Source organism: Streptomyces sp. SCSIO 75703 (genome assembly GCF_036607905.1).
Classification (GTDB): Bacteria; Actinomycetota; Actinomycetes; order Streptomycetales; family Streptomycetaceae; genus Streptomyces.
Genome location: NZ_CP144555.1, coordinates 1632242 through 1654517 on the forward strand (window position 1 = coordinate 1632242; position 22276 = coordinate 1654517).

21 protein-coding genes and 1 pseudogene are annotated in these 22276 nt (G+C 69.9%); 14 read left to right on the forward strand and 8 right to left on the reverse strand.

Features of this window, described 5'->3' with window-relative positions; translation table 11 throughout:
- The first annotated feature begins 4 nt into the window (after positions 1-4).
- From VM636_RS06920 to VM636_RS06940, 5 genes and pseudogenes are all read left to right on the forward strand, one after another.
- Entirely contained in the window at positions 5-1117 is a 1113-nt protein-coding gene (locus VM636_RS06920) for a hypothetical protein (RefSeq protein WP_338483914.1), read from the forward strand.
- A 235-nt stretch (positions 1118-1352) separates the two neighbouring features.
- A pseudogene (locus tag VM636_RS06925) lies at positions 1353-3334 on the forward strand (ABC transporter ATP-binding protein).
- A gap of 44 nt (positions 3335-3378) precedes the next feature.
- Complete coding sequence (locus VM636_RS06930) at positions 3379-4467, forward strand: NUDIX hydrolase (RefSeq protein WP_234340340.1); 1089 nt, start codon at positions 3379-3381, stop codon at positions 4465-4467.
- A gap of 50 nt (positions 4468-4517) precedes the next feature.
- The gene (locus VM636_RS06935) at positions 4518-6026 is read left to right on the forward strand and encodes an NUDIX domain-containing protein (protein ID WP_338483916.1); all 1509 of its coding nucleotides are present in this window, start codon (positions 4518-4520) and stop codon (positions 6024-6026) included.
- Positions 6027-6396: 370 nt separating this feature from the next.
- Positions 6397-6966, forward strand: a complete 570-nt coding sequence (locus VM636_RS06940) for a peptide deformylase (protein ID WP_338483918.1) — start codon at positions 6397-6399, stop codon at positions 6964-6966.
- Between the two features lie 105 nt (positions 6967-7071).
- On the opposite strand, the gene VM636_RS06945 is transcribed toward VM636_RS06940, so the two are convergent.
- The 4 genes from VM636_RS06945 to VM636_RS06960 form a co-directional block, all read right to left on the reverse strand.
- Complete coding sequence (locus VM636_RS06945) at positions 7072-7665, reverse strand: hypothetical protein (RefSeq protein WP_338483920.1); 594 nt, start codon at positions 7663-7665, stop codon at positions 7072-7074.
- Positions 7655-8854 carry an MAB_1171c family putative transporter gene (locus VM636_RS06950; RefSeq protein ID WP_338483922.1) on the reverse strand — a complete coding sequence of 400 codons (1200 nt, stop codon included), beginning with the start codon at positions 8852-8854 and terminating at the stop codon, positions 7655-7657. Before VM636_RS06950 ends, VM636_RS06945 begins: the two co-directional genes overlap by 11 nt.
- The gene (locus tag VM636_RS06955; RefSeq protein WP_338483925.1) at positions 8851-9216 is read right to left on the reverse strand and encodes a hypothetical protein; all 366 of its coding nucleotides are present in this window, start codon (positions 9214-9216) and stop codon (positions 8851-8853) included. The genes VM636_RS06950 and VM636_RS06955 overlap by 4 nt, the downstream gene beginning before the upstream one ends.
- Before the next feature lie 368 nt (positions 9217-9584).
- A complete protein-coding gene (locus VM636_RS06960) occupies positions 9585-10016 on the reverse strand; it encodes a helix-turn-helix domain-containing protein (protein WP_338483927.1) in 432 nt (143 codons plus the stop codon).
- A 684-nt stretch (positions 10017-10700) separates the two neighbouring features.
- Here VM636_RS06960 and VM636_RS06965 point away from each other — a divergent pair.
- From VM636_RS06965 to VM636_RS07005, 9 genes are all read left to right on the forward strand, one after another.
- Positions 10701-11600, forward strand: coding sequence for a helix-turn-helix domain-containing protein (locus VM636_RS06965; RefSeq protein ID WP_338483929.1), 900 nt, complete (start codon positions 10701-10703; stop codon positions 11598-11600).
- Between the two features lie 2 nt (positions 11601-11602).
- Positions 11603-12316 (forward strand): hypothetical protein, encoded by a 714-nt coding sequence (locus VM636_RS06970; RefSeq protein ID WP_338483932.1) that lies wholly within the window; start codon positions 11603-11605, stop codon positions 12314-12316.
- Between the two features lie 160 nt (positions 12317-12476).
- Complete coding sequence (locus VM636_RS06975; RefSeq protein ID WP_338483934.1) at positions 12477-13118, forward strand: WhiB family transcriptional regulator; 642 nt, start codon at positions 12477-12479, stop codon at positions 13116-13118.
- Entirely contained in the window at positions 13115-15151 is a 2037-nt protein-coding gene (locus VM636_RS06980; protein WP_338483936.1) for a hypothetical protein, read from the forward strand. Before VM636_RS06975 ends, VM636_RS06980 begins: the two co-directional genes overlap by 4 nt.
- Positions 15148-15339: a hypothetical protein gene (locus tag VM636_RS06985; RefSeq protein WP_007491133.1), complete on the forward strand. Its 192-nt coding sequence runs from the start codon at positions 15148-15150 to the stop codon at positions 15337-15339. Before VM636_RS06980 ends, VM636_RS06985 begins: the two co-directional genes overlap by 4 nt.
- A 431-nt stretch (positions 15340-15770) precedes the next feature.
- The gene (mobC, locus tag VM636_RS06990) at positions 15771-16298 is read left to right on the forward strand and encodes a plasmid mobilization relaxosome protein MobC (protein WP_338483944.1); all 528 of its coding nucleotides are present in this window, start codon (positions 15771-15773) and stop codon (positions 16296-16298) included.
- A gap of 14 nt (positions 16299-16312) precedes the next feature.
- The gene (locus VM636_RS06995) at positions 16313-18055 is read left to right on the forward strand and encodes a mobilization protein (RefSeq protein WP_338483946.1); all 1743 of its coding nucleotides are present in this window, start codon (positions 16313-16315) and stop codon (positions 18053-18055) included.
- 230 nt (positions 18056-18285) lie between these two features.
- Entirely contained in the window at positions 18286-18729 is a 444-nt protein-coding gene (locus VM636_RS07000) for a hypothetical protein (RefSeq protein ID WP_338483948.1), read from the forward strand.
- A gap of 79 nt (positions 18730-18808) precedes the next feature.
- Complete coding sequence (locus VM636_RS07005) at positions 18809-19501, forward strand: hypothetical protein (protein ID WP_338483950.1); 693 nt, start codon at positions 18809-18811, stop codon at positions 19499-19501.
- A 172-nt stretch (positions 19502-19673) separates the two neighbouring features.
- On the opposite strand, the gene VM636_RS07010 is transcribed toward VM636_RS07005, so the two are convergent.
- From VM636_RS07010 to VM636_RS07025, 4 genes are all read right to left on the reverse strand, one after another.
- The gene (locus VM636_RS07010; RefSeq protein ID WP_338483951.1) at positions 19674-20492 is read right to left on the reverse strand and encodes a DUF317 domain-containing protein; all 819 of its coding nucleotides are present in this window, start codon (positions 20490-20492) and stop codon (positions 19674-19676) included.
- Between the two features lie 15 nt (positions 20493-20507).
- Positions 20508-20798 carry a hypothetical protein gene (locus tag VM636_RS07015; protein ID WP_338483952.1) on the reverse strand — a complete coding sequence of 97 codons (291 nt, stop codon included), beginning with the start codon at positions 20796-20798 and terminating at the stop codon, positions 20508-20510.
- A 103-nt stretch (positions 20799-20901) separates the two neighbouring features.
- Positions 20902-21255: a DUF317 domain-containing protein gene (locus VM636_RS07020; RefSeq protein ID WP_338483954.1), complete on the reverse strand. Its 354-nt coding sequence runs from the start codon at positions 21253-21255 to the stop codon at positions 20902-20904.
- A 237-nt stretch (positions 21256-21492) separates the two neighbouring features.
- Positions 21493-22128, reverse strand: a complete 636-nt coding sequence (locus tag VM636_RS07025) for a transposase (protein WP_338483956.1) — start codon at positions 22126-22128, stop codon at positions 21493-21495.
- Positions 22129-22276: the final 148 nt, after the last annotated feature.

A 22276-nucleotide genomic window follows, 5' to 3' on the forward strand; every position in this document is an offset into this window, starting at 1 on the left:
GCCGATGATCCCCGCGATAGCCAGCCGCGTTCCCCTGGTCCGCCGCACCAAGGCGCCCGCGCTCCCCTTGGAGGAGCGCATCAACCACCTCACCGGGCTGACCGTCGCGCCCGCAGGTGCGAGCCACCACGACCTGGTGGCTCGCACCTGCGGGGTCCTCAACTACGCGGCTCTCATCGCCTCCGACGTCGGCCAGCCCGACCTAGCCGAGGATCTGTGCTGGCGCCAGCACCAGGTCTTCGCCAACGCCGGACGCCTCAGCGGACGAATCGCGGTCATGTCGCTGATGCCGCTGGTCAACCTCGCCCGGCTGCAGACCCGCGCCGGCCACGGCGAACTCGCCTACAGCTTGTTGCACTGCCTCAACCACGCCGCCCGGCACCGCAACAAAACCGACATCGACGGCCGCACCGTCGACCTCTCGCCCCTGACCGGCACAGACGAGGACCACCGCACGGTGTGCCAGGAGCTGTACGTCACCCTGCTCGTGGACGGCGCCCGCGCCCTTGCCCAGATCGGGCGGTGGACCGAGGCCGCCGACGCCATGGCCCAGCACCGCGGCATCGGCAACCGCCTCCTCGACGGCCGCCAGATCAAGATCATGGCCCTGATGGAGCAGGGCTTGGACCAGCAGGCCCGCGACCTGATCGACACCACCCAGCCCGCCGAGCCCTGGGAGAAAACCGTCGCGTTCCTCCTGCACGCGCACTGCCGGCCCGCAGACGCCCCCGTCCCCATAGCCGATCTCGACCGCACCGTGGAGGAAGCCGTCCAGCTCCTTGCCCATCCCGATCCGCCGACCGCCGTCTTCCAAGCCCGAACGGGCCTGTCGGCCCTGGATGTGGACCACGCCAGCCGTCATCATGCCCGGATACTCGACTGCCTCGTCGGCGTCGCCCGACTCGACGCCTACGCCGCACGAGATGTTCTGCACCACCCCGTCGCCGCGTCAGCCCTGGACGACCAGGCGACGGGAGCGCTGACCGCTGTGATCGCTGCGGCCGGACTGGGAGCCGGCACCCTGTCCGCCCCCGACCACGAGGCCCTGATGGGCGCGGTCGGCCACGCCGAGAGGGAGCTGGAAAGGCTGCTGCAGGCCGATTCCAATCCCGGTTAGGAGGCGGGCGACCTGCGGTGCCGCGGCGTACTGCCCACGCGGTGTGGCGGTGTCGGCGTTTCGGCCATTTCCTGCCCGCAGCCGCTCCAAGCCGGACCAGGGAAGTGTCGCCCCCGGATTCCACGGACGCGGGGAATCACGGGCTTTCCAGCACGACCGAATGACGTGTGTTCGATATCGCGCCCGCGTCGTTAGACCTCACGACCTTGCCGCAGCGACCGTCCCAGGGGGAACGATGACCTCGGCCATCACTCAGGACCCGCCACCACAACCACCCGAGGGGACCGCGCCGGACGGCGAACAGCAGGATGCCGGTGTTCGAGAAGAGGAATACCTCTACCGCGACGAGTCGAGACTCCGGGCCGGGTCCCTCCTGACCTCCCGCACCATGGCGCGGCGCCTGCCCTCGCTGGTGCGACGCTCGGTACAGATGGCCTGGCGCGTGGACCACGGCGCGACCGTCGGCCTGTTGCTGTGCCAGATCGGTACGGGCGTCCTTGCGGCCCTCGGCCTCCTGGCCGTCACGGGCACGATCACCGCGCTGGTATCCTCGGGCGACATCACCGAGCGGCTGTTGGACGCCGCCCCGCAGCTGGCCGTGATCGCCGCCGCCGCCGGCCTGCGCGCGCTGCTGGGCATCGCCGTCGTCTGGCTCACCGGGCGTCTGCGTCCGGTGCTCGGCCGGGCGGCGGAGCTGACGATGATCGAGGCCGCGCTCGGCGCGGAACTGGCCGCCAACAACAAGCCCGGCTACAACGACGCCTACGACATCGCCGACCGCGGCGCCCAGGTCACCCCCGACCTCGTCGAAGAAGCGCAGGACGTGCTCGCAGCCACCGCCACGCTGGCGGCCGGCGCCACCGTCCTGACCGTCCTGCACCCCCTGCTCCTCCCCCTGCTCTTCCTCGCGTGCCTGCCGCAGGCCGCCGCGTACGTGCGCTCCGCACGCGTGCTCTACCTCGCCGGACTGGAGACCTCCGGGCGGCGCCGGATGCTGAACAAGCTCCGCTGGCACATGGCCTATCAGGAGTCCAGTGAGGAGATGCGTGCCTGCCTCGCCGGTCCCTTCCTGATCGGGCGGTACCGGCGGCTGGCCGCCTCGGTCAACGCCGCCGAGCGCAAGGCCGCGAACACCGGTGCGTGGATGGGGCTGGCCGGAGCCGTGGCCGGCGGGATCGCCTCGGCCGCGGTGTGGGCGGCGCTGTTTTGGCTCCTGGCCTCCGGGCGGATGAGCCTGGCGGCCGGCGGCGGCGCCGTCTTCGCCCTGCAGACCGCCACCGGCTCAGTGCGCGGCATCATCAACGGCGGGGCCCGCCTGGTACGCACCGGCTGGTACGTACAGGACTGGCAGAACTTCCTCGACAACGCTCACGGCCAGGCCATGATCGACTCACGCGGCACCGCGTCGCTCCCCGCGGCCCCGGAGCGCTTCGAGGTCCGTGACGTCACCTACCGCTACGACGGCGCCCCCAAGGACAGCCTGAGCAACGTCTCCCTCCATGTGAAGCGCGGCGAGATCGTGGCGCTGGTCGGGGAGAACGGCTCCGGGAAGACGACCCTCTCACGTCTGCTGTGCGGGTTGCTGCTGCCCACCGAGGGCGACGTGGCCTGGGACCACGCCTCCACGGCGGACCTGGACCCGTGGGGGCGTGGGAGCACGTCGCGCTGGTGCCGCAGAAGTTCACCTACCTGCCGCTGACGATGCGCGACAACATCACCTTCGGGCAGGGCGACACCAGCGACGCCGCCCTGCTCGCCGCGTGCGAGGCGTCCGGCGCCGCGGAGATGCTTCCCAAGCTCCGCTCGGGCCTGAACACCCTCCTGACCAGCGAGTGGTTCGGAGGACAGCAGCTCTCCGGCGGGCAGTGGCAGCGCCTGGTCCTCACCCGGGCGTTCCATCGGCGGGCGGCGCTGCTGGTGATGGACGAACCCACGGCCGCCCTCGACGCCCGCGCCGAGCACCGGATCTTTGCCGGCCTGCGCGAACTCGCCAAGGACCGCGCCGTCCTGCTGATCACGCACCGCCTCACCAACGTGGCCGTCGCCGACCGGATCGTGGTCCTGGACCAAGGGCGGATCGTCCAGGAGGGCACCTACGCCCAACTCACGCGGCAGCCGGGGCTGTTCCGGCCCCTGTGGGAACTGCAGCGCCGGATGAGCGGCGAAGTCCCGCTGAAGACCCGCCCGTCCATCGTGTCGGAAGGCGGAGCTACGTGACGTCTCCCGTGTCCTCTTCGGATCATGTCTCAGCGGGTGCGGGTGTGCCGGCAGATCAGTACGCCGCGGCCCGACATACCGCGTGGCTAGGTGCCGCCGCGATCATCACCAACGAGGTGGGCCAGGTCCTGCTGGTGCACCCCACCTACCGTGAGGACGGCTCGTGGGTGCTGCCCGGCGGTGTCGTGGAACACGGTGAACACCCGCATGTCACCTGTCGGCGCGAGATCACCGAGGAAGTGGGGCTGGACCTGCCGCTGTCGGCCGTACTCGCCGTCCACTCCTTCTCCGCGCACCATCCCGGCCTTCGGCCCGGCACGCACTGCCCCGGAGAGGTCCGGTTCGTCTTCGACGGGGGAGTCCTCACCCCCGACCAGGTGGAGGCGATCCGCCTGCCGCACGAGGAGCTGTCCGAGTGCGCCTTCCTGGACACTCGGGATGCGGTCCAGCGGCTGCGCCCCGTGGACGGGCAAATCATGCTCGCCGCCTACCGGGCCCGGCTCGGCAACACCGCCACCGCGCACCTCGCCGACGGCCAGCACATCCTTGAGGTCCCGGCGCTGGACCGGCACGACGTCCACGTCCGCTACCGGCCCTTGTGGGACAGCCCTCTCCACCGCAGCCCCGTGCCCGAGCGGCTGCCCGTGCGGCAAGCCTGGGCGTGGTGCTTCATCCCCGACGGCCGGGTCGTCGTCGTGGCCGACCCCGGCCCGCGGGGCGCGCTGCCAATGCTGCCCGGCGGCACCGTGGAGAGCACCGACGCGACGCCCGAGGACACCCTGCATCGCGAAGCCGCCGAGGAAGCCCAGCTCACCCTGACCGACCCGGTGCGACTGGGCTGGGTGCTGGACAAGACCGGCGAGGTCTACGGAGGCGTGGGACCCAACGCCCGGCTCCGCCTGGCCGCCCGGGTCACCGACATCGGGCTGGCGGCCGTCGGCCCCGCCACCGGGCATCCCTTCGCCCGCCTGCTCGCCACCCCCGCCCAGACTGCCGCCCTGCTGGGCTGGGGCCTGCCCGGAGCCCAGCAGGCCCAACTCGCGGCGGACACGGCACGCGAGCGGTGGGGCCTGCCCACCACTTCCCCCTCTGCCATCGAGGAGATCCCTGCGGAGGGGATGCGGCTGAGCTGACCTCGGCCCCGCCCACCTCGCCTCCTTCCCGCACCTCTGAGGTTGTCCCCATGCCGTTGTCGCACCACCGCATCCGCACCACCGTCGACACCTACCTCGCCCGTCACCCCCACGAGCGGGAGCAACTCAGCGTCCTCCTGGACGCCCTCGACCGGCCTGGCGAGGACATCGCCAGCCGCTCGACCTTCACCGGGCACGTCACCTGCGGCGCGATCGTCGTCGACCAGTTCGGCCGTACCCTGCACGTGCTGCACCTGGCCAGCGGGAAGGTCCTCGTTCCCGGCAGGCACACCGAGCCCACCGACGACTCCCTGGCAGCGGTTGCTCTGCGTGAACTGCACGAGGAGACCGGGTTCCCGCCTGGGGCCGTCACGCCGTGGCCGGGCTACGAGACCGTGCCGCTGGACATCGACATTCACGACATCGACGCCCGTCCGGGCAAGGGCGAGCCCGGACACCAGCACTTCGACCTCCGGTTCCTCTTCCGTCTGCAGACGACCGAGGTGTCAGTCGCGCTGCAGGAAGAGGAGGTCGGCGGCATCGAGTGGCGTCCCGTGGACCAGGTGACCTCCCCGGCGCTGCGCACTAAGCTGCTCAAACTGCCGCTCCCGGTCGAGCCAGAGGCGGCCAACGCCTCGGCCCTGATCTACAACGACCGCGGCGAGTACCTGCTCCATCTCCGCGACTACTTCCCAGGACAGATCTGGGAGCCGGGCATGTGGTCCCTGCTCGGCGGCGGCCGAGAGCCCCAGGACGCCACCCTGGAAGACACCGTGCGGCGCGAACTGGCCGAGGAAGCCGGCCTCGATCTCGCCGACCTGTCCCCGTTCACCACCGAGTACGCCTCCCACGACGACGGCACGACCGTACCCATGGCCGTCTACGCCGGCCGCTGGAACGGCGACCCGCGCGAACTCTGCCTGACCGAGGGGGTGATGCTCGCCTGGTTCGCCCCCGACGACCTTCACCGCCTGCGCATCGCGGACACGACCAGCGCCCTCGTACGGCGCCACGCCGCCGGCCTCCCGCCGATGCGGAGCGGACCCGAGCCCGGACCCGGACCCGAGCCCGCGCCCGCGCCCGCGCCCGCGGAACATCGTCCGGCGTCACCGCACGGCACGGTCCCCCACATCATCGGCGTCCACCTCTACCTGGAACGCCCCGACGGGACGGTGCTGCTCGGGCTGCGCCACCCCGACTCCGCGTTCGCGCCGTCCACCTGGCACGTCCTGGCCGGCCACTGCGAGCAGGAGAACGCCATCGACTGCCTGATCAGGGAGGCGATGGAGGAAGCCGGGCTGCGCATCGAGCGCCAGGACGTGGAACTCGTCCATGTCGTCCACCACATCGGTCAGCCCAGGAACCCGCCCCGCATGGCCCTGTTCTTCCGCGCCCGTACCTGGGGCGGCAAGCCGGTGCTGCGCGAGCCGGACAAGTGCACCCAGTGGAAGTTCTGGGATCCCGCCGCCCTTCCCGACGACCTCGTCCCCTATACCCGCCTGGCAATCACGAAGATCCGGAACGGCGAGCCGTACAGCGAGACGGGCTGGCCCGCATGACCCGCCCCCCGAGCCACACACACCACCCTGCGCCCGCCACGACGGCTACCGGTCGTCACGACACCCGCCTCGTGGTGATCCGCGGGAACTCGGTGTCAGGCAAGTCCAGCGTGGCCCAGGGCCTGCGAGATCACTACGGCCGCGGTATCGCGATCGTGGGCCAGGACGTGATCCACCGGGACGTGCTCAGGGGACCGTGACGTCGATGACCTCCGAGGCGTCACCGCTGAACTCGGCACCCACCCGGCGCGAGGAGAACGGCACCACCGTCTTCACCTGGTCGACTGGCCATCCGCTCCTGCACGCCCGCTATCGTCTTGAATGGCGCTTTCGAGCGGCGCGAACACGACGCGAATCAACAGGAGTTCACGTGAACGAGGTGCGGCCCAGCGAGCAGATGCGCAACCTCGGCGTAGTCCAGGAAGGCGCCCCCATCCTTGCCGAGCCAGCCCGCCCCTTCTCACTCCCTGCCGAACGTGAGGCCGCCGAGCAAGCCGTGGAGAGCCTGTTCACCTCCATGGAGCGCATCGCAGGCGTCCACACGTTCGCCAAGGGGATGGGCATTGCAGCCCCACAGATCGGCATCGGCCGGGCCGCGGCCGTCGTCCAGCCCGCCGAGCCAGGAGCGGGCGCGATCGTACTGCTCAACCCCCGGATCATCGCCGCCTCGCAGGAGACCGACGACCAGTACGAGGGATGCCTGAGCTTCTTCGACGTACGCGGCCCCGTCCCTCGCCCCCTCCGGGTCACGGTCGAGACCACGACACTCGACGGGACCACGGTGACCACTGACTACGAACGCGGCCTCGCCCGTCTGGTCCAACACGAGATCGACCACCTCGACGGCCACCTGTACACAGCCCGGATGCGCCCCGGAGTACAGCCCATCTCCGTGACCGAGTACCGGCAGACCGGACGGGCCTGGTCCTACGAGCACTGAAACCCGATCCTGCCGGCCCCCGAGCTCGGGGATGCAGGGGCCCGAAAGCCGGGTGAGATACCTGAGAGGCGTAGCGGTCGCTCTCAACCACGCCCCTCCCTCGGATCAGCGCGCCAGGTGGAAGACGGCTGCGGCCACCATGGTGCCGAGGATGGTGCCTGCGATCACTTGGTTGCGTGTGTGGTCCCGCAGCTCGACGCGGGACCAGCCGACGACGACGACCAACAGGAAGCCAAGGGCCATCCACGGGCCGTAGGTCTGCACGAGCATCGCGCAGGCACCTGCGGACACGGCCTGGTGGACGGAGATCTTCCAGGCGAAGGTGATCGCGGTGAGAATCGCGAGCGTCACGAGCATCGAGACGATGAGGGCAACCATGGTGCGCGGCGCCCCCGCGACAAGCATCAGGACGATGCCGGTGGCTACGGAGAGCAGGATGACAGCCATCACGACTAGCCGTGCTGGCTTCGCTCCGACGTGTCTGTCGCCCCAGTGACCCTTGCGAATGCCGTACTTGATGAAGGTGATCGGGATGACGGCCGCGAAGAGGGCGCCGACCACACCCCAGACAACACCTGTCCATTGTGCGGTGTGCCAGCCGACCAGCAGCGTGACAGCGATGATCCAGTTCTTCGGCTCAAGCCAGTCTGTAATGCGGCGGGCCAGCCGCGACTCGCTAGGGCGGACATCAGTTGCCATTTGAGGAGATCCCTTCCGAAGCGCCCTGCTCGTGGGAAATGGACGAATGTTCTTGCCGGACGAATTCGGAAACGACTGGCGAGGAGAGGTACGCGCGGGCAACGGTACGCAACCATGACAGTTCGCTCGCTCTGTCTCGGCCAGTGACGCCGAGGGGTGGATATTCAACTCCCCGCAGCCGTTCCCCATTTCGTGCGCTCTGGACGGCTGCACGCAACCAGCAGGCTTCCGCCACTGCGTCAGAGAGTTGCGCAGCGACCCCTTCCTGACGGACGAACCTCCGGGCCTTTGTGTGCATGTCGACTGACACGTACTCGCGAAGCGCCAGGCAGGCATCCTCGATCTCGATGACGCACCGCTCCAGCCGGAAGCGGACACGCCACCTGCCTACAGATGTCGCCAGGACCACGTACGGGGCTGCTTCCGTGAGCTGCACCCAGAGGGGACGCAGTTTCCGCAGGGTGCTCCACGCGGCGACGTATTCCACGGCGACGGAGAGGGGAGGCAAGCAGACGCCGACTGCGACCGACAGGACGGTGGCTTGCTTGAGCGTTGTGGAGAGAAGGTTCTCCAAGGCTGGATAGCTGGTGCCGGAGGCGAGCTGAACCGTCACGAAGACGATGCGCTGGAGGGCGTACAGGCTTCCGAGCAGGGTTCCCAAGCCCAGAAATCCGAGGCCGGCCTTCCCAAGGAGAGTCCGGCTGTGGCGTACGCCTCCGAGGAACAGCCATGTCGCTACGACCATGGCGATGCCGATGTAGAGCGTGAAGACCGTCATGTAGAGGACGGGGAAGAGGGCGCCACGGCCCTCCCCAAGCCTGACGGGCCCTCCTGACGTCCAGTTGGCCAGGGCGTAGAAGGCGATCATGAGGGGCAACGTCACGCCGGCGGCCACCAGCCGGGTGCGACTTGCCAGGCCCTGCGGTCGAACGACTGCGATGACGAAGTCGAGCAGATATGCCGCCGAGGTAACGCCGAGCAGGTGCTTCAGCAGCGGCGACAGCCTGGCGTCTGCGCCGACGGCGGCATCGACTGCCTCTTTGACCGGCGGAACCTCGAACGTCATGGCAGCCGCGAGAGTCACCAGGGTCAGCGCCAGGCTTCGCTGCTTGTGAGAGTGCCGGAGGGACGGCAGTCGCCATAGAGCCACCAGCCAGAGGACGCCGGCAACGATGGTGGGTGTGCTCATGAGCGGCGGTTCCTCCGTGGGTGGACCAGGGCGTCGTCGAGTCGAGCCACGGCGCCGGACCGGCCTCGTTCCCGGCCCGAGTGAGCAAGATCGTGAAAGAGTTCTCCCAGGCAGGAGGCGGCCACCTCGGCGTCGTACTCGGTCTCGCTGTCGTAGCTCGTCCGACCGAGAGCGGAGAGCACGGCAGAGGGGTCGACCCCGTCAGGGAGCACTCCCAGTAGTGAATTAACGACGCTCTCGTTGTTCCCGGCGTGACCGAGCAGCAGGTGCGCTAGCTCGTGGCGCACGATTTGCGCACGATGCCGCTCGCTGGTAGCCGCGACGTGAAAGACGTAATCCCCGTGGTCGAACGAGAGAACCATTCCACAAGGAGCGTTGGCCCCTCCGGTCTCAGGCAATTCATGGACGTGCAAAGGGCGGCCACGCTTGATGGCGAGCTGCCTGCATATCTCATCCACCGCGTAAGGATCGGATATCTCGACCCCCCGAAACTGCTCCTCACACAGTCGCCTCAGCTGCGCCTCTCTGCGCGCAAATTGCCGATTAAACATGGACGAGATCCTTGCTGTAGCCCCCGAATGAGCGCTGACACAGCCTGCGCTAACTGGAACCCGCCATTCCGCGTGGTTCTATCGGAGCTTTGCATATGTCCAGATGGTTGCCCAGGCGAACTTGAAGGGCCATGTACGGCATACCAGTCAAATCCACCCAGCAGGTGAGGGAGGTCACATCACTTCTCGGGCTGGTCGAGCCCTTCCCACCGTCGCGCCTGGTTGATCACATCCGTGATCATCCTCAAGCTGTCCGCCGAGAGGCCATTGGCTCGAAGCGCAAGGCCGCGGACGTCGCTGTCGGCTACGGCCTCGATGAGTTCCATGGAGGCGCGCACCTTCTCGGCCTCCTCGGCGTCGTAGTCCGAGAAGAAGTACTGCTCTTTGACGTGGAAGTGGCCGGCCAGTCGTTCCACCGTCGTGTAGGTGGGGTTGGGCTTCGCACCGGTCCGCAGCTGCGAGATCGCACTCTCGGACACGGAGATCGCCCGGGCGACCTCGGCATTGGTGTAGCGCTTGCCGGTCTCCCGGTTTGTCACGGTCTGGAACAGGTGGTTGAGCTTGTCGGCGAATGAGCGCCGAGCGTCGGCCGGTCCGCTGGACTCCACCATCACCGACTCCTCTCATCTAGACGCCGACTCCGGACTGTACTGCAGTGTAGTTCCCAGGATCAAAGGCCGAGAGTCTTCACTTCAGTGTTGACAGACTGGGATCACCCTGGCGTAGGTTTTCGATCACAGCTTCACTGAAGTGTTGTGACGCCGGCGGGGTGCGGTAAGCGCTCCTTGCCCGGCCGTCGTGGCCTACGTACGCGCTAGGACTTGCCCATGCTCGCTCCACCACCGTCGCAGCAGCTCACGCGGCTTCTACAGGGTTTAAGAACCAACTCTGGACCTTGACGCGGAGCCGTGCGATGTTCGTCGTCCCCCGCTGGGCAGACCGCCCGCGCGGACGAGCACAGGAGCAATGACGTGCACAACCTCCGGGCCTCATAGGTCCCAGGACACAGCGACGGCGCCCGAGAGCTGCAACTCCCGGACGCCGGACGCTTAACGGCTGTACCGCCCCGGCAAGGGCGGAGATCGCCACCATCACCACGCTGATCCCTTCCACGGGGTGTCTCAGCGTGGCAACACCGAAGGAGATTCTTGCATGCGCTCCGCCCTGCGCAAAAGGCTCTGGCGTCCGGCCTGCGCGGCAGCTAGCTCCGCCTCGGCGCCTCAGCGCCCCGAGCCGGACCGCACCACGCTAACCCCGGCGAGCCGACGCTCCCGCTCGCTTGCCGGGAGCGGCCGATGAGCAGCGAAGCCCGCGAGTGGGTGTGGGAGCACAGCTCCAGCCGAGGGGCCGCGCGTCTGGTCCTGCTGTCGATCGCCGACCGGGTAGCCGACGATCAGTGCATCTCCTGGGCCTCCCTGTCCAGCCTGGCCAAGCGCACGCACGCCTCGGTCTCCACGGTGCGCGAAGCCATCGAACGCCTCGTCCTCGCCGGCGAGCTGGAACAGCTCGACGACCTGGTGGGCCCGCAGCGCAGCACGGTCTACCGCCTGCCGCTCGCCGCCGAAGCAGTCGCACAGGCGCTGCGAGAGCAGCGGGAGGAAGCGGGCGACACGGCGGTGCCGGACGAGCCCACTGGTCCTGCCAAGCTCCGGCTGTCGGCGCTGCGGCGGTACGGAATCCGCCCGCGTGAGGTGCCGGAATCCCCCGCTAGGGCCCGGAAACCGGCAGTACCGGAAACCGGCAGGTCCAGGCGGAAACCGGCACAGCGGCGTACCGGCCACCGGCACAGCGATGTACCGGCCACCGGCACACAGAACCGTAGTGAACCTGATTTGAACCGGAGGTACAGCAGTAGTGGTGGTGCTGCGGTCACCTCGGCTGCCGAGTGGCAAGTCGACCCCGCCACCCTCACCTGGGCCCGCCAGCAGGGACACCTCGACCGCCTCGGCGAGCATGGCCTGCAGGCCGCCGACGCGAAGTGGCGTGCCCACCGGGCGGCCCATGCCCCGAGGCCGGCGGAAGCCTGGGCTGCCGACTGGCGAGCCTGGATCACCCGGGAACACGCCCCCAACCGCCCGAACCTCTACGCCGTGCCCGGCCAGAACACCGCCGCGCCCGGTGGCATGACGCGGGCCGAGAAGCACACCGCCGCCCTTCTCGCCGCCCTGGACGAGCCGACCGGAACGGAGGGCTGACCGTGGACCGCCGCGAAATCGCCGCCCTGCTGGCCTACATCGGCCGACTCGACCCCCGCAGCATCCGCACCGACGAGGGCGAGGCCCGCGACCAGCTCGCCCAGTGGCACGAACTGCTCGGCGACGTGCCGATGGCCACCCCGCACGGCTGGGACGCCCGCATCGCCGCCCGCCAGCACTACCGCACCTCGCCGTACCAGATCCAACCCGCAGACGTGGTCCGCCCCTGGGAGAGCTACCGGCGCAACCGCCTGGCCCTCCACTGGGACCCCACACCGTCCGCGGACCCGGACGACCAGGCCGCCTGGACCGCAGAACTGGTCGGCACCCGCCGTGCCGTCGCCGCCGGCATAGCACAGCCCGCGTATGCCCCGGCCATCACCAGCAGTCAGGAGGGGATCAACCCGAGGCTGCAGGCTCGGCTGGACCAGATCGGCTCCTGTGTACCGCCCGCTGCCCGCGCCGCTCTCGCACCGTTCCGGCCCGCCCGGGCAGCACGCGAAGCCGCCGTCGCACAAGGGCTGCCCGATGCCCTGAGCGTGCGATGCGAGTGGTGTCTGGCCCCGGTCGGCGAGCCGTGCCGGCGCCGCCGGATCGGCCCCAACGACGGGGTACGCGCCATCACGCCGCGCGCCACCCCGCACCCCGGCCGTGTGGACCTCGCCGCCCAGCAGGCCCAGCATGCCGAGCAGGCCCAGCAGCCCGCCCTGGCCTGACCGGCGCCTCCGGCGCGTGCATCCCGTCCGCTGCACCGCCGCAACCTCACCGTCCCGCACCGGCTGCGGCGCACACCCACGCGCCGCAGCCGGTGCCCGACGCCGCACCCGCCATGCACTGCGCCAGCCGGCCGGTGTGGCAGCACATCGGAGACTCGCCTTGCGCCACATCACCACCCACGACGCGCCAGCCACCGGCCTGCGCGGCATCGGAGACACCAGCTGGCACGTCCGCGGAGCGTGCCACGGCATGGACATCGAGGACGCCGACGCCGTGTTCTTCCCCGGCCCCCGGGACCACGAGGAGATCGCGGAGGCGAAGGAGCTGTGCGGCTGGTGCCCCGTCCGCCGCGCGTGCCTGGACTTCGCCCTGGAGAACGTCCTCAAGGAGGGCGTCTGGGGCGGGCTCACCGAAGCCGAGCGGCGCCCGCTGCACGACAACCTGCACCGGCGCCTGGACTACCGGCGTGTGACCGCCTTCTTCAAGGGACGCGACGTGCACCTGACGGAAGCCGAGCGGCAGGTGGCCATCGACCACGCCTACGTCCGGGGCTGGCAGCCCGACCGGCTCGCCGCCGCCCTGCAGATCAGCCACAAGCACGCCCGCGACCTGCTCCGGCAAGCGGCCAACAAGGTCTTCGACCGTGACCGCAACTACGGCGTGCCCCGCTCCAAAAAGAAGCGGAAGAAGACCTCCAAGGCTAAGGGCACCCCCGCGCCCGCAGCTCCCGGCACTCAGCAGCCGACAGGCCGCCCGGCGGCGTTGACCCCGGCGCACGCCCCTCTCGGAAAGGCAGCATGACCGACCCTGTCCTCGCCTTCGGTGCTCCTTCGGACCTCCCTCTCCTCCTCGCCGCCGTCGTGCCCGCCGCCCTCGCGCTCATGCTGACCGCCTGGGCCATCCGGCGCCGGGGAACCCGCCCGCGGAAACGTCTCGGCGGCCCGGCGGTCAAGGTCGCTGCCGTCGCCGCCCTGGGCTGCACCGCATACAGCGCCGACACCAGCTGGCGCTTTGCGGCCGACTACCTCGACATGGCTGGCACCGCCGAGCGCGCCGGCATGTTCGCCGCCGCCGAACTCGCCCTGTTCGCCACCGCGCTGATGGCACGGCAGAACCTCGCCGTCCAGGGCGCTCCCGGCCTGCCGGGCACGCTGGTCTGGGTGATCACCACAGTGCAGGTGATCCCCGCCTACGCCGAGAGCGGCCCCATCGGCGGCACGGTCCGCGCCTTCGTCGGACCGGTCATGGCGGCGATGCTGTGGCACCTGGCCATGGGCATCGAACTGCGCCTGCGCACCCCGGGTGCAGCCTCGCACGGACTGCTCGCCGTCCTGGGCCGGGAGGCACGCGAGCGACTGCTGTCCCGCCTGGGCATCGCCGCGCGGGACCGCGACGCCGCGCAGATCACCCGGGACCGGGCCACCGCCCGTGCGGTCACCCTCGCCGCCCGCCTCGCCGAGCGCACACCCGAGCAGCAGCGGAACCGTCGCGGCCGGCGGCTGACGCGACGCCTGTCGAAGGCGGTCGGCAGGGCTTCGGTCGGAACCGATCCTCACCAGCGGGCGCAGCTGCTCGACCAGCTCGCCGCTCGGCGACACGCGCTGGCGCTCGCCACGGTCCCGCTCCCTTCTCCCTGGTGCCCGGCGCACAGCAGCACATCGGCGGCTACGGTCCCTGTACAGCCGACATCGGATGTGCCGGCCACCGTCCCCGGTCCCGACGGTTCCGACGAGCCGGTCCGGGACCGAGGACCGAGGGCTCCTCGGGGCCCCGTCCCCGAGAACCCGGAAGCCGAGGTCGGCGCAAGGGCCAAGGGCGACGCAACGGGAACGGCCGCGGGAACCAAGCCCTCTGAAGACGGTGCGGTCCCAGGGACCGAACTCGCCGGCCCGGAAGCCGCAGCGCGGGACGCAGCGGCCATGAGGACCGGCCACAGCACGCGAGAAGTAGCAGCTCAGGAACCGGACTTTCATCGGGGACCGAGCATCACGAAGTCGAGGACCGAGACCACCGAGGACCGAGGACCGACCGCCCCACAGTCCGGGACCGAGACCACCCAGGACCGAGGACCCACCGCCCCACAGTCCGGGACCGAGACCACCCAGGACCGAGGACCCACCGCCCCACAGTCCGGGACCGAGACCACCCAGGACCGAGGACCCACCGCCCCACAGTCCGGGACCGAGACCACCCAGGACCGAGGACCCACCGCCCCACAGTCCGGGACCGAGACCACCCAGGACCGAGGACCCACCGCCCCACAGTCCGGGACCGAGACCACCCAGGACCGAGGACCCACCGCCCCACAGTCCGGGACCGAGACCACCCAGGACCGAGGACCCACCGCCCCACAGTCCGGGACCGAGACCACCCAGGACCGAGGACCCACCGCCCCACAGTCCGGGACCGAGACCACCCAGGACCGAGGACCCACCGCCCCACAGTCCGGGACCGAGACCACCCAGGACCGAGGACCCACCGCCCCACAGTCCGGGACCGAGACCACCCAGGACCGAGGACACAAGGTCCCGCTTCGCCGGAAGCCGACCAGGACCTCCCGGACGAAGAACAAGGACAAGCGTGCACGGTCCCGCTCGCAGACGGAGCGCCAGGCACGCGAGCTGGGTGAATCCGAGCGCCAGCTTGTCCGTGAGGTGCGCCCCCATGTGCCGGCCCTGCTCGAACGGGACGGCAACGGCGCGATCACCCGAGTGCAGCTGCGCGAAATCATCCGCCGCCAGGGCCTGACGGGTGTCGGTAACGACCGACTCGGCCTGGTCCTCCAGGAGCTGCGGAACGAGGACATCACGACGACGAGGAGCACCACCCGATGAAGACCTGCCACCAGTTCAAGACGGTCCGCGCCGAGTACGAGCGCGAGATCGGATTCATGCTCGCTCACTCCGAGCGGCATGCGGGCAGGCCGGCGGCAAAGTCCAGTGCGAAGCAGGCAGCCTCGGCGAAACAGCGGATGGCCCGCGCGCTCAACAGCCACGTCGGACGCTGCCCCGAATGCGGCTGAACCGGCAAATCCCAGCACAAGGCCCGTATCCGTAAAGGTGGCCCGGCTCCACGCCGGGCCACCGCCCCGCTTAGGAGGTACGCCATGATTCCTCGTCCCCCTCGCTTTTCCGGGCCCACCACCGCCGAGGCCGGTGCCTGGGCGGACGTCTTGGTCCGCCGGCAACTCCTCCACGCCGTCGTCCTCACGCCGACCGGGCAGTGGCTCGTCCAGGACCGTCCCAACAGACCGGTTCGCGTCCTTGCCAGCCCAGCCGAAGTTCTCGCGCTGGCCGCAACCATCCAGCACCGCACCCGCTCTACGATGCCCCAATCTCAATGACGAACGCACCCAAGAACGGCACCACCCCGGAACCTGATCCCGGCTCCAACACGGTCTCGGGGCGAGCAAGTTATCGGCCAAGACACTCTTCCCCGACGGGGAAGCGCGTCTTGGCCAATGCCGCCCCAGAAGCGGCGGAAGCGGTCCAGCACCGGGGGGTGCTGGACCGTCAGGCTGCGACCGAGGGCGGGTCGCAGCCAGAGGAGAAGCCTGTACCGCGTCGCGAGCGCCGCGCTGTGAAGAACGCCTCACGCAAGCGCTCGCCGAAGCCTTCCGTCAACAAGCGCAACTACGTGTGCAGCGTGCGTCTCAACGACGACGAGAAGCACCGCATTGCCGTCGCAGCCGCAGCAGCCCGTACGAGCCTGCCCGCGTTCCTCGCCCGCAGCGCACTCGCCGCCGCCCATGACCCCGAGCATGCCGCCAGTGCCATCGCCGGCGAGCGCGAACTGATCTCCGAAGTATTCGCCGCCCGCCGCAATCTCGGCCAGGTCGGCAACAACCTCAACCAGATAGCCAAGGCCATCAACTCCGGCAGCCAGCCTGCGGACGCCCACCTCGACGCCGTGCTGACCGCCGTGCGACGGGCCACCGCCCGCGTACAAGCCGTCGCCGACCTTCTCCTCGAACACCGCTAGGAATCCCACCCGTCATGGTCCCCAAGATCCACAAGCGCGGGAAGCGCACCATCGGCCTGATCTACTACCTCTACGGCCCCGGCAAGGCCGAGGAACACATCGACCCGCATCTGGTGGCGTCCTGGGACCACGCCGCCCCTGACCCCGGTCGCGACGCGCAGGCCACCTACCAGCAACTCCAGCAACTCCTGGACCAGCCCCTCGCGCTCCTCGATGACAAGCAGCGGGCGAAGAAGCACGTATGGCACCTGTCGGTGCGCAACGGTCCGACCGACCGGATCCTCACGGACAAGGAGTGGGGCGACGTTGCCCGCCGCATGGTGTCCGCCGCTGGCATCGACGACCCCGACCAGGGCGCAGGCTGCCGGTGGGTCGCCGTCCGGCACGCCGACGACCACATCCACATACTTGCCACGCTCGCCCGTGAAGACGGCTACCGGCCCTACCTGGACCGCGACGCCAACCGGGTCCAAGCCGAGGCCCGGCGCTTGGAGAAGGAGCTGGGCCTGCGCCGTCTCAAGCCCGGCGACGGCACCGCAGCGAAGCGGCCCACCAGCGCCGAACGCCACAAAGCGATGCGGCAGGGTCGCGAGCGCACCGCCCGCGAAGAGCTACGCGAAACCGTACGACGCGCGGTGAGCGGAGCGCGGAGCGACGAGGAGTTCTTCGACCGGCTCGCCGCCGCTGGCCTCCTGATCCGCAAGCGCGCCGCGCCCTCCGGTGACCTGCTCGGATACAAGGTCGCCCTGCCCGACGACCTGAACAAGGACGGCGAGCCGGTGTTCTACCCTGGCGCGCGCCTGGCTCCCGACCTGTCTTTGCCTCGCATCCGCGAGCGGTGGTCCGGTGATGCGCAGGATGTGCCTGCGGCCCGGCGGGAGGAAGCGATTCGTACGGGGCCGGGCAGTCCGGCCTCCGCGCGCCGCGGCACGGCATCGGCCGTGTGGCAGGCCGTGCTCGTCGTCGAACACGGCGAGGACGGGGTCGCCGCCGCCCACATCGCCGCGGTCGGCGAGGTCCTGGACGCACTCGCGAAGACGTCTGCCGCTCACACCCGCCGCGAACTGCGCGACGCGGCAACGGCTTTCGAACGGGCCTCGCGCTCTCACGTCCGCGCCGTACGCGGGCACGATCGAGCCCTGCGACAGGCTGCCCGCGACCTCGTCCAGGGCGGTCCGGCCCTCGGCCGGGGTGAGGACGGAGCCACTACGGCGATGGCGATCGACATGCTGGTCTTCCTGATCACCGCCACCGCGCACTGGCACGCCAGGAAGGGGCACGCCCAGCAAGCAGAAGCCGCCGCCCGGGCCGCCGAGCACCTGCGCACCGCCTACCGGGCCGCCTCGGCCCAGCCGCTCGGTGTGCTCTACCAGCGTGGTCGGCGTCTGAGCCGACCGATGCTCCAGCGTCAGACCGTGCTGCTGCGCGAGGCGCTGCCGGAGCTGGCCGAGCAGATCCTTGCCGAACCCGGCTGGTACGCCCTGGCTGCAACCATTGCGGAAGCCGAAGCCGCCGGCCACGACCCAGCCGCTCTCCTGTCCGACGTTGTCGCTCGGCGCGAACTGGGCACCGCGGACTCCGTCAGCGACGTGCTCGTGTGGCGGATGCGACGGACAGCCGATCTGCCCGCCGATGCCTCCCAGCTTCCCGAGACCAGCACCGCAGGGAACCGGTCCGTGACGCGCGGGATGGCCGCCAGACCCTCCGCGCCCGGCAGGCGGCGCAGCGGAGAGGAGACATCGCGTCAGACGCGGTGAGCCCACCGGATATCGGCACGCAGTCTCACCGCATCGCCGCCGTTGTGATGCCGCCACGGCGACTTAAGCACGCATCGTGGCCCACTCGTCATCCGGGCAGACGAGCGGTCGAGTGCCCCTGCTGACCTGGCCGGAGGGGGCTGTGGAGTTTGTGAATTGAAACCACGGGGGCGTGAGGCACGATCATGAAACGCGCAGGACGAGGTGCCGAGGTAGAGGAGGACGCCAGGGTGTTTCACCGGATACGTCGCAGGGCCAAGGAGCCGAGCGAAGCTCAGAAGCGGTTCGCCGAGCTGCACGCACAGCTGCAGGGCCAGGTCCCGCCCGGCTTCGGAGTGCCGGCACCTGAGCCGCAGTCCGTCGAACCGGCTGCCGTCGTGGACGATTTCCTCCCGCCGGAGCTGCGGGTGCCGAGCCACGACCAGGTCGAAGGCAGGATGATGCCGTGGCAGCAGCCTCTGGTCCTCGACGGTGAGCTGGCCGCCTGCGCCGAGTGCGGCGCGTACCGGGACTGGCTCATCCTCTCCACCCGCGGTGAGATCTGGCTGCGCTGCCGGGCCGGACATCAGCAGCTGGAGACCCGCATCGACACCGCCTGGTACAACCGGCACTCCGGGCCGGCGGACTCGACGCACGCCACGTTCGAGGACTGCCTGCGCCACCTCGGGCACTGACCACCACTCCTACGACCCCACCGGGCCCGCGGGCCCGCACTGACCACCCGTCGCCTAGCACCAAGGGGTCAGTTCCGTCATGCGCGTTCGCGTCGCCACCACCGCATTCGGCATCACCGCCGCCCTCCTCGCCGTGCCCGCTTGCTCCACCGACACCACCGGATCCAAGCACCAGACCTCCTCCTCCCGTACGGGAAAGCCGACCGAGACAGCCCAGGAGCCGGCCGCGCTCTCCTCGGCCGCGCTCGAGTCCCGCCTGCTCGACCCGCGCGACCTCGGCAGCGGCTACCTGCCCAAGCCGGAGCGTCCGGCCCAGCACGACGACGTCACCGTCATCGGCTGCCCGGCCTTGAGCGAGCTGGGCGGCGACGCGGCGACTGGCGGCACACTCGCCTTCCCGCACAAGGCGGAGGTGGACTTCACATACGGCGGCAGCTCCTCGGAGATCTCCGAGGAGCTGTACAGCGACAGCGTGAACAAGCTCTCCGACGGCGTCGGCCGGATCTTCGACGCCATGGCCGGCTGCCCGGCCTATCAGGTCGTCTCCGGTGGGACCCCGGTCGACGTGACCTCGCAGAAGCTGCCCGCACCCACCGTCGGCGGTGATGAGCGGTGGAGCCTGCTCCTGACCTTTATCGCCGAGGGCCGGAGCACCGTGGTCAAGCAGACCGCGATCCGCGACGGCAACCTGCTGCTGGTCGTCTCCGGCTCCCCGGCCCTCGTCGACCGCCACCTCGACAAGGCCCTTGCCAAGGCCACGGCAACGAGCTGACCCGCGCGCGCGTCACGCTGCTGCCTCCGACCACCGCTGGTCGGGGGCAGCAGTGCGTTATGGGCTGCGCATGGACGACCCGACCGGCCACTTCACCCGGTAAGCAAGAAAGTCCGGCACCCCCAACTGGGAGGATGCCGGACTGCGATCATCGAGAGTGGTGCGCGGGACGTTAGATGGTCGGCGCGCGCAGGAGGCGCTCCTGGGTGGCCTCGGGCAGGACCCGCCGCAGGACCGGTGCGGTCGAGCTGAGGGAGGCGGCGAAGGCGGCGACGAGATCGTGCGGGACGCTGGCGGCGAACGAGGCCACCCACAGAAGCGGGTCGCCGAGCACGGGCTCGGCCCACGCCTGCCAGCCGGCCGGTCGCGTCTCGTCGTCCTCGGCGGGCAAGGCCCGTAGGTCGCCGTCCTGGATGAGGGGCGGGACCTCGCCGAGGCTGATGTGCGAGGTGAACGTCGGGTCCGTCGCCGCCTGGGGTTGGTCGATGTCTCGGAACCATCCGTGGGCGGCGACAGCGTCAAGGACCAGCTCAGATCCGGCGAGCGGCACGGCAGGCTGGTTGCTTGCGTCGAGCGCGACGAGGAAGTCGACCACCGCCTCGCCGGGGACGTCACGGGTGAAGTAGGCGGACCACTGCGCGAGCGGGCTGCTCGCCTCGGCTCGGGCGGAGATCTGCCAGGCGATCGGCAGCCCACCCAGGTGGAACGGTTCGTCCGCCAGCCCCCACTGGGCCCAACGCAAGGCGTCGGGGCTGATGTGCAGGACGGTGCTGCGCAGGACCTGGCGGTCCTCCGGTTCCTCGTCCGGCTCGTGCCGTCCCCGGACGATCGTCAGGCTCGTCCAGCCCAGGCCGGCGAGCGCGTCGGCGACGACGTCGTAGAGCCGTCCGTCGTCACCGGCTAGGTGCCGGGGGCCAACCCAGAACGCGGGCTGGCCGCCGCGCGGGGCGGACTGGTCGGGCGGAAGGTCGGGGTACAGGGGCACCTCCAAGGGCTCGGTTCGTGTCTAGTTGCCGCCGGCGCGGCGGCGAGGGCGGCGCGGGGGCGCCTGGACGGGGCCCTGCCAGGTCAGGGCGATGGCGACCTCCGGCGGAAGGTGGCCGAGCTGTGCATCCTCGTCCCGCCCTTCGGCGAGGTAGACAACGGTCCGGCCGGTCTCGTCGACCGACTGCAGGACCTGCGCCAAGCGGTGCGCCATCGGGAAGAACGGGTTCATGGCCTGGCGGACCGGAGCGCTCCGGTCGCAGCCGGACAACAGGTCAATGAGAGTGCCGACGGTCATCTCCGGGGACGTCACGGACAGCCTCCTGGGGTTCGGGGAAACGGGGGCGGTGGAGTTGGGCCGGCCTCGGTACGGCCAGCGCTCACAGGGCGGGCACTACGTGTCAGCGTCCGCGCTGTCAGAGGCGGCGCGAGGTCTCCAGCACCCTCGCCACGGTGGCGGCGACGATGTCGGCCGGCGTCTCAGTGTCGAACGACAGGTGGTAGCCGCGCACCTTGGCTGTGCCTGTGACAGCGATCGTCCAACCTTCGCCGTCGGTGCCGGGGCGGCCGTTGGGGAACCAGCCGAGGTAGAAGCGGCCATCCTTCGAACTGATGTGCACGTCCGCTCGGTCGTCCACGATGAGGTGGAAGTCCTCCGCGGAGAACTGATCCGTGACGAGCGTGGGCTGGCCGGGGCCGAGCTGCCACTCACGCAGGCGCAAGGCTTCGACGGTGGTGGAGAGACCAGGGCCCAGGGGAGCCACGGTCACGGGCAATCACCTCTCTGACCTGGGGTTACTTGCAAGGTCGTCTACGTTGACATGCGCTCGCGCCCGTTGACCAGTCTTTCCGAGGTCTTTCCTGTCTGCCCCCGGCGAACTACTGACCGCTGCCAACTGTGGGGGCTCAAGTTCGGCTGCACGTTCTCACGGCCGACTTCATATCGGCTGCATTTGTGAGGCGGCCGTGAGACAGCGCAGGTCAATGACAGTGCCCTGCGGCACGCCCTAGTCCGAGGCGCGACGGCCGTTGATAACAGCGCGTACGGCCCGATCGCCGCGAGGGTCGGCCATCAGGCGGGCGATGTCCCACCATCGCAGTAGCAGCGCCGGATAGTGCGGCGGGATCGCGTCCATGAACTCCCGGTTGAACCGTGCGCGGACGCTCTCGTGGCGCAGGGCGGCGCGGATGTCGTCCAGGGACGGCGGGAGGTGCCGGACGGCGGGCGGCAGTGTGGCCTCGTGCTCCGGCGCCAGCTTGCGGCCGGGCTGGGCCATGATGTTCCCGCCCAGCGCAGCGGCAACGTCATCCTCCAGCTCCTCCTGGGCCTGCACGGCACGCTCCCACCAGTCGAGTGCGCCGGCCGCGTTCAGCTCGGCGAGCAGGATGCGATGCAACTGGTCGAAGACGCCGGCCCGCTGCCACCGTTCCAGGCGGCGCCAGGAGGTCTGTCCAGAGCCGAACCCCAGCTCCAAGGGCAGGAGTTGCCAGGCTATGTCGTTGTGGAGCACGTACAGGATGCCCTGCAGACACAGCCGGTCCGCCACCGGTCGTGGCCCCGGCGACCGCTCGGGCCAGGGCGGCAGCAGCGGTTCGATCAGCGCCCACAAGTCGTCGTCCACGATCCACGGCCGGGTCGTCACACCCTCCGAACGGCCGAATCCTCACATCGGTCACGGCCTACCAGGCCACTTCAACAAGATCGCGTTACGAGCTCTAAGTGAGATCTGTCACAGTCGAATTGCACCCTACTCCGGCGGCGGGGCGAAGAATCCGGGCACCTTTATGCGC

Excerpts from the sequence above, each read along its gene's own strand:
- VM636_RS06920 (WP_338483914.1), top strand. The coding sequence starts at position 5 with ATGATCCCCGCGATAGCCAGCCGCGTTCCCCTGGTCCGCCGCACCAAG.
- VM636_RS06935 (WP_338483916.1), top strand. The coding sequence starts at position 4,518 with ATGCCGTTGTCGCACCACCGCATCCGCACCACCGTCGACACCTACCTC.
- VM636_RS06945 (WP_338483920.1), bottom strand. The coding sequence starts at position 7,665 with ATGGCAACTGATGTCCGCCCTAGCGAGTCGCGGCTGGCCCGCCGCATT.
- VM636_RS06950 (WP_338483922.1), bottom strand. The coding sequence starts at position 8,854 with ATGAGCACACCCACCATCGTTGCCGGCGTCCTCTGGCTGGTGGCTCTA.
- VM636_RS06955 (WP_338483925.1), bottom strand. The coding sequence starts at position 9,216 with ATGGTTCTCTCGTTCGACCACGGGGATTACGTCTTTCACGTCGCGGCT.
- VM636_RS06960 (WP_338483927.1), bottom strand. The coding sequence starts at position 10,016 with ATGGTGGAGTCCAGCGGACCGGCCGACGCTCGGCGCTCATTCGCCGAC.
- VM636_RS06965 (WP_338483929.1), top strand. The coding sequence starts at position 10,701 with ATGAGCAGCGAAGCCCGCGAGTGGGTGTGGGAGCACAGCTCCAGCCGA.
- VM636_RS06980 (WP_338483936.1), top strand. The coding sequence starts at position 13,115 with ATGACCGACCCTGTCCTCGCCTTCGGTGCTCCTTCGGACCTCCCTCTC.
- VM636_RS06985 (WP_007491133.1), top strand. The coding sequence starts at position 15,148 with ATGAAGACCTGCCACCAGTTCAAGACGGTCCGCGCCGAGTACGAGCGC.
- VM636_RS06995 (WP_338483946.1), top strand. The coding sequence starts at position 16,313 with ATGGTCCCCAAGATCCACAAGCGCGGGAAGCGCACCATCGGCCTGATC.
- VM636_RS07005 (WP_338483950.1), top strand. The coding sequence starts at position 18,809 with ATGCGCGTTCGCGTCGCCACCACCGCATTCGGCATCACCGCCGCCCTC.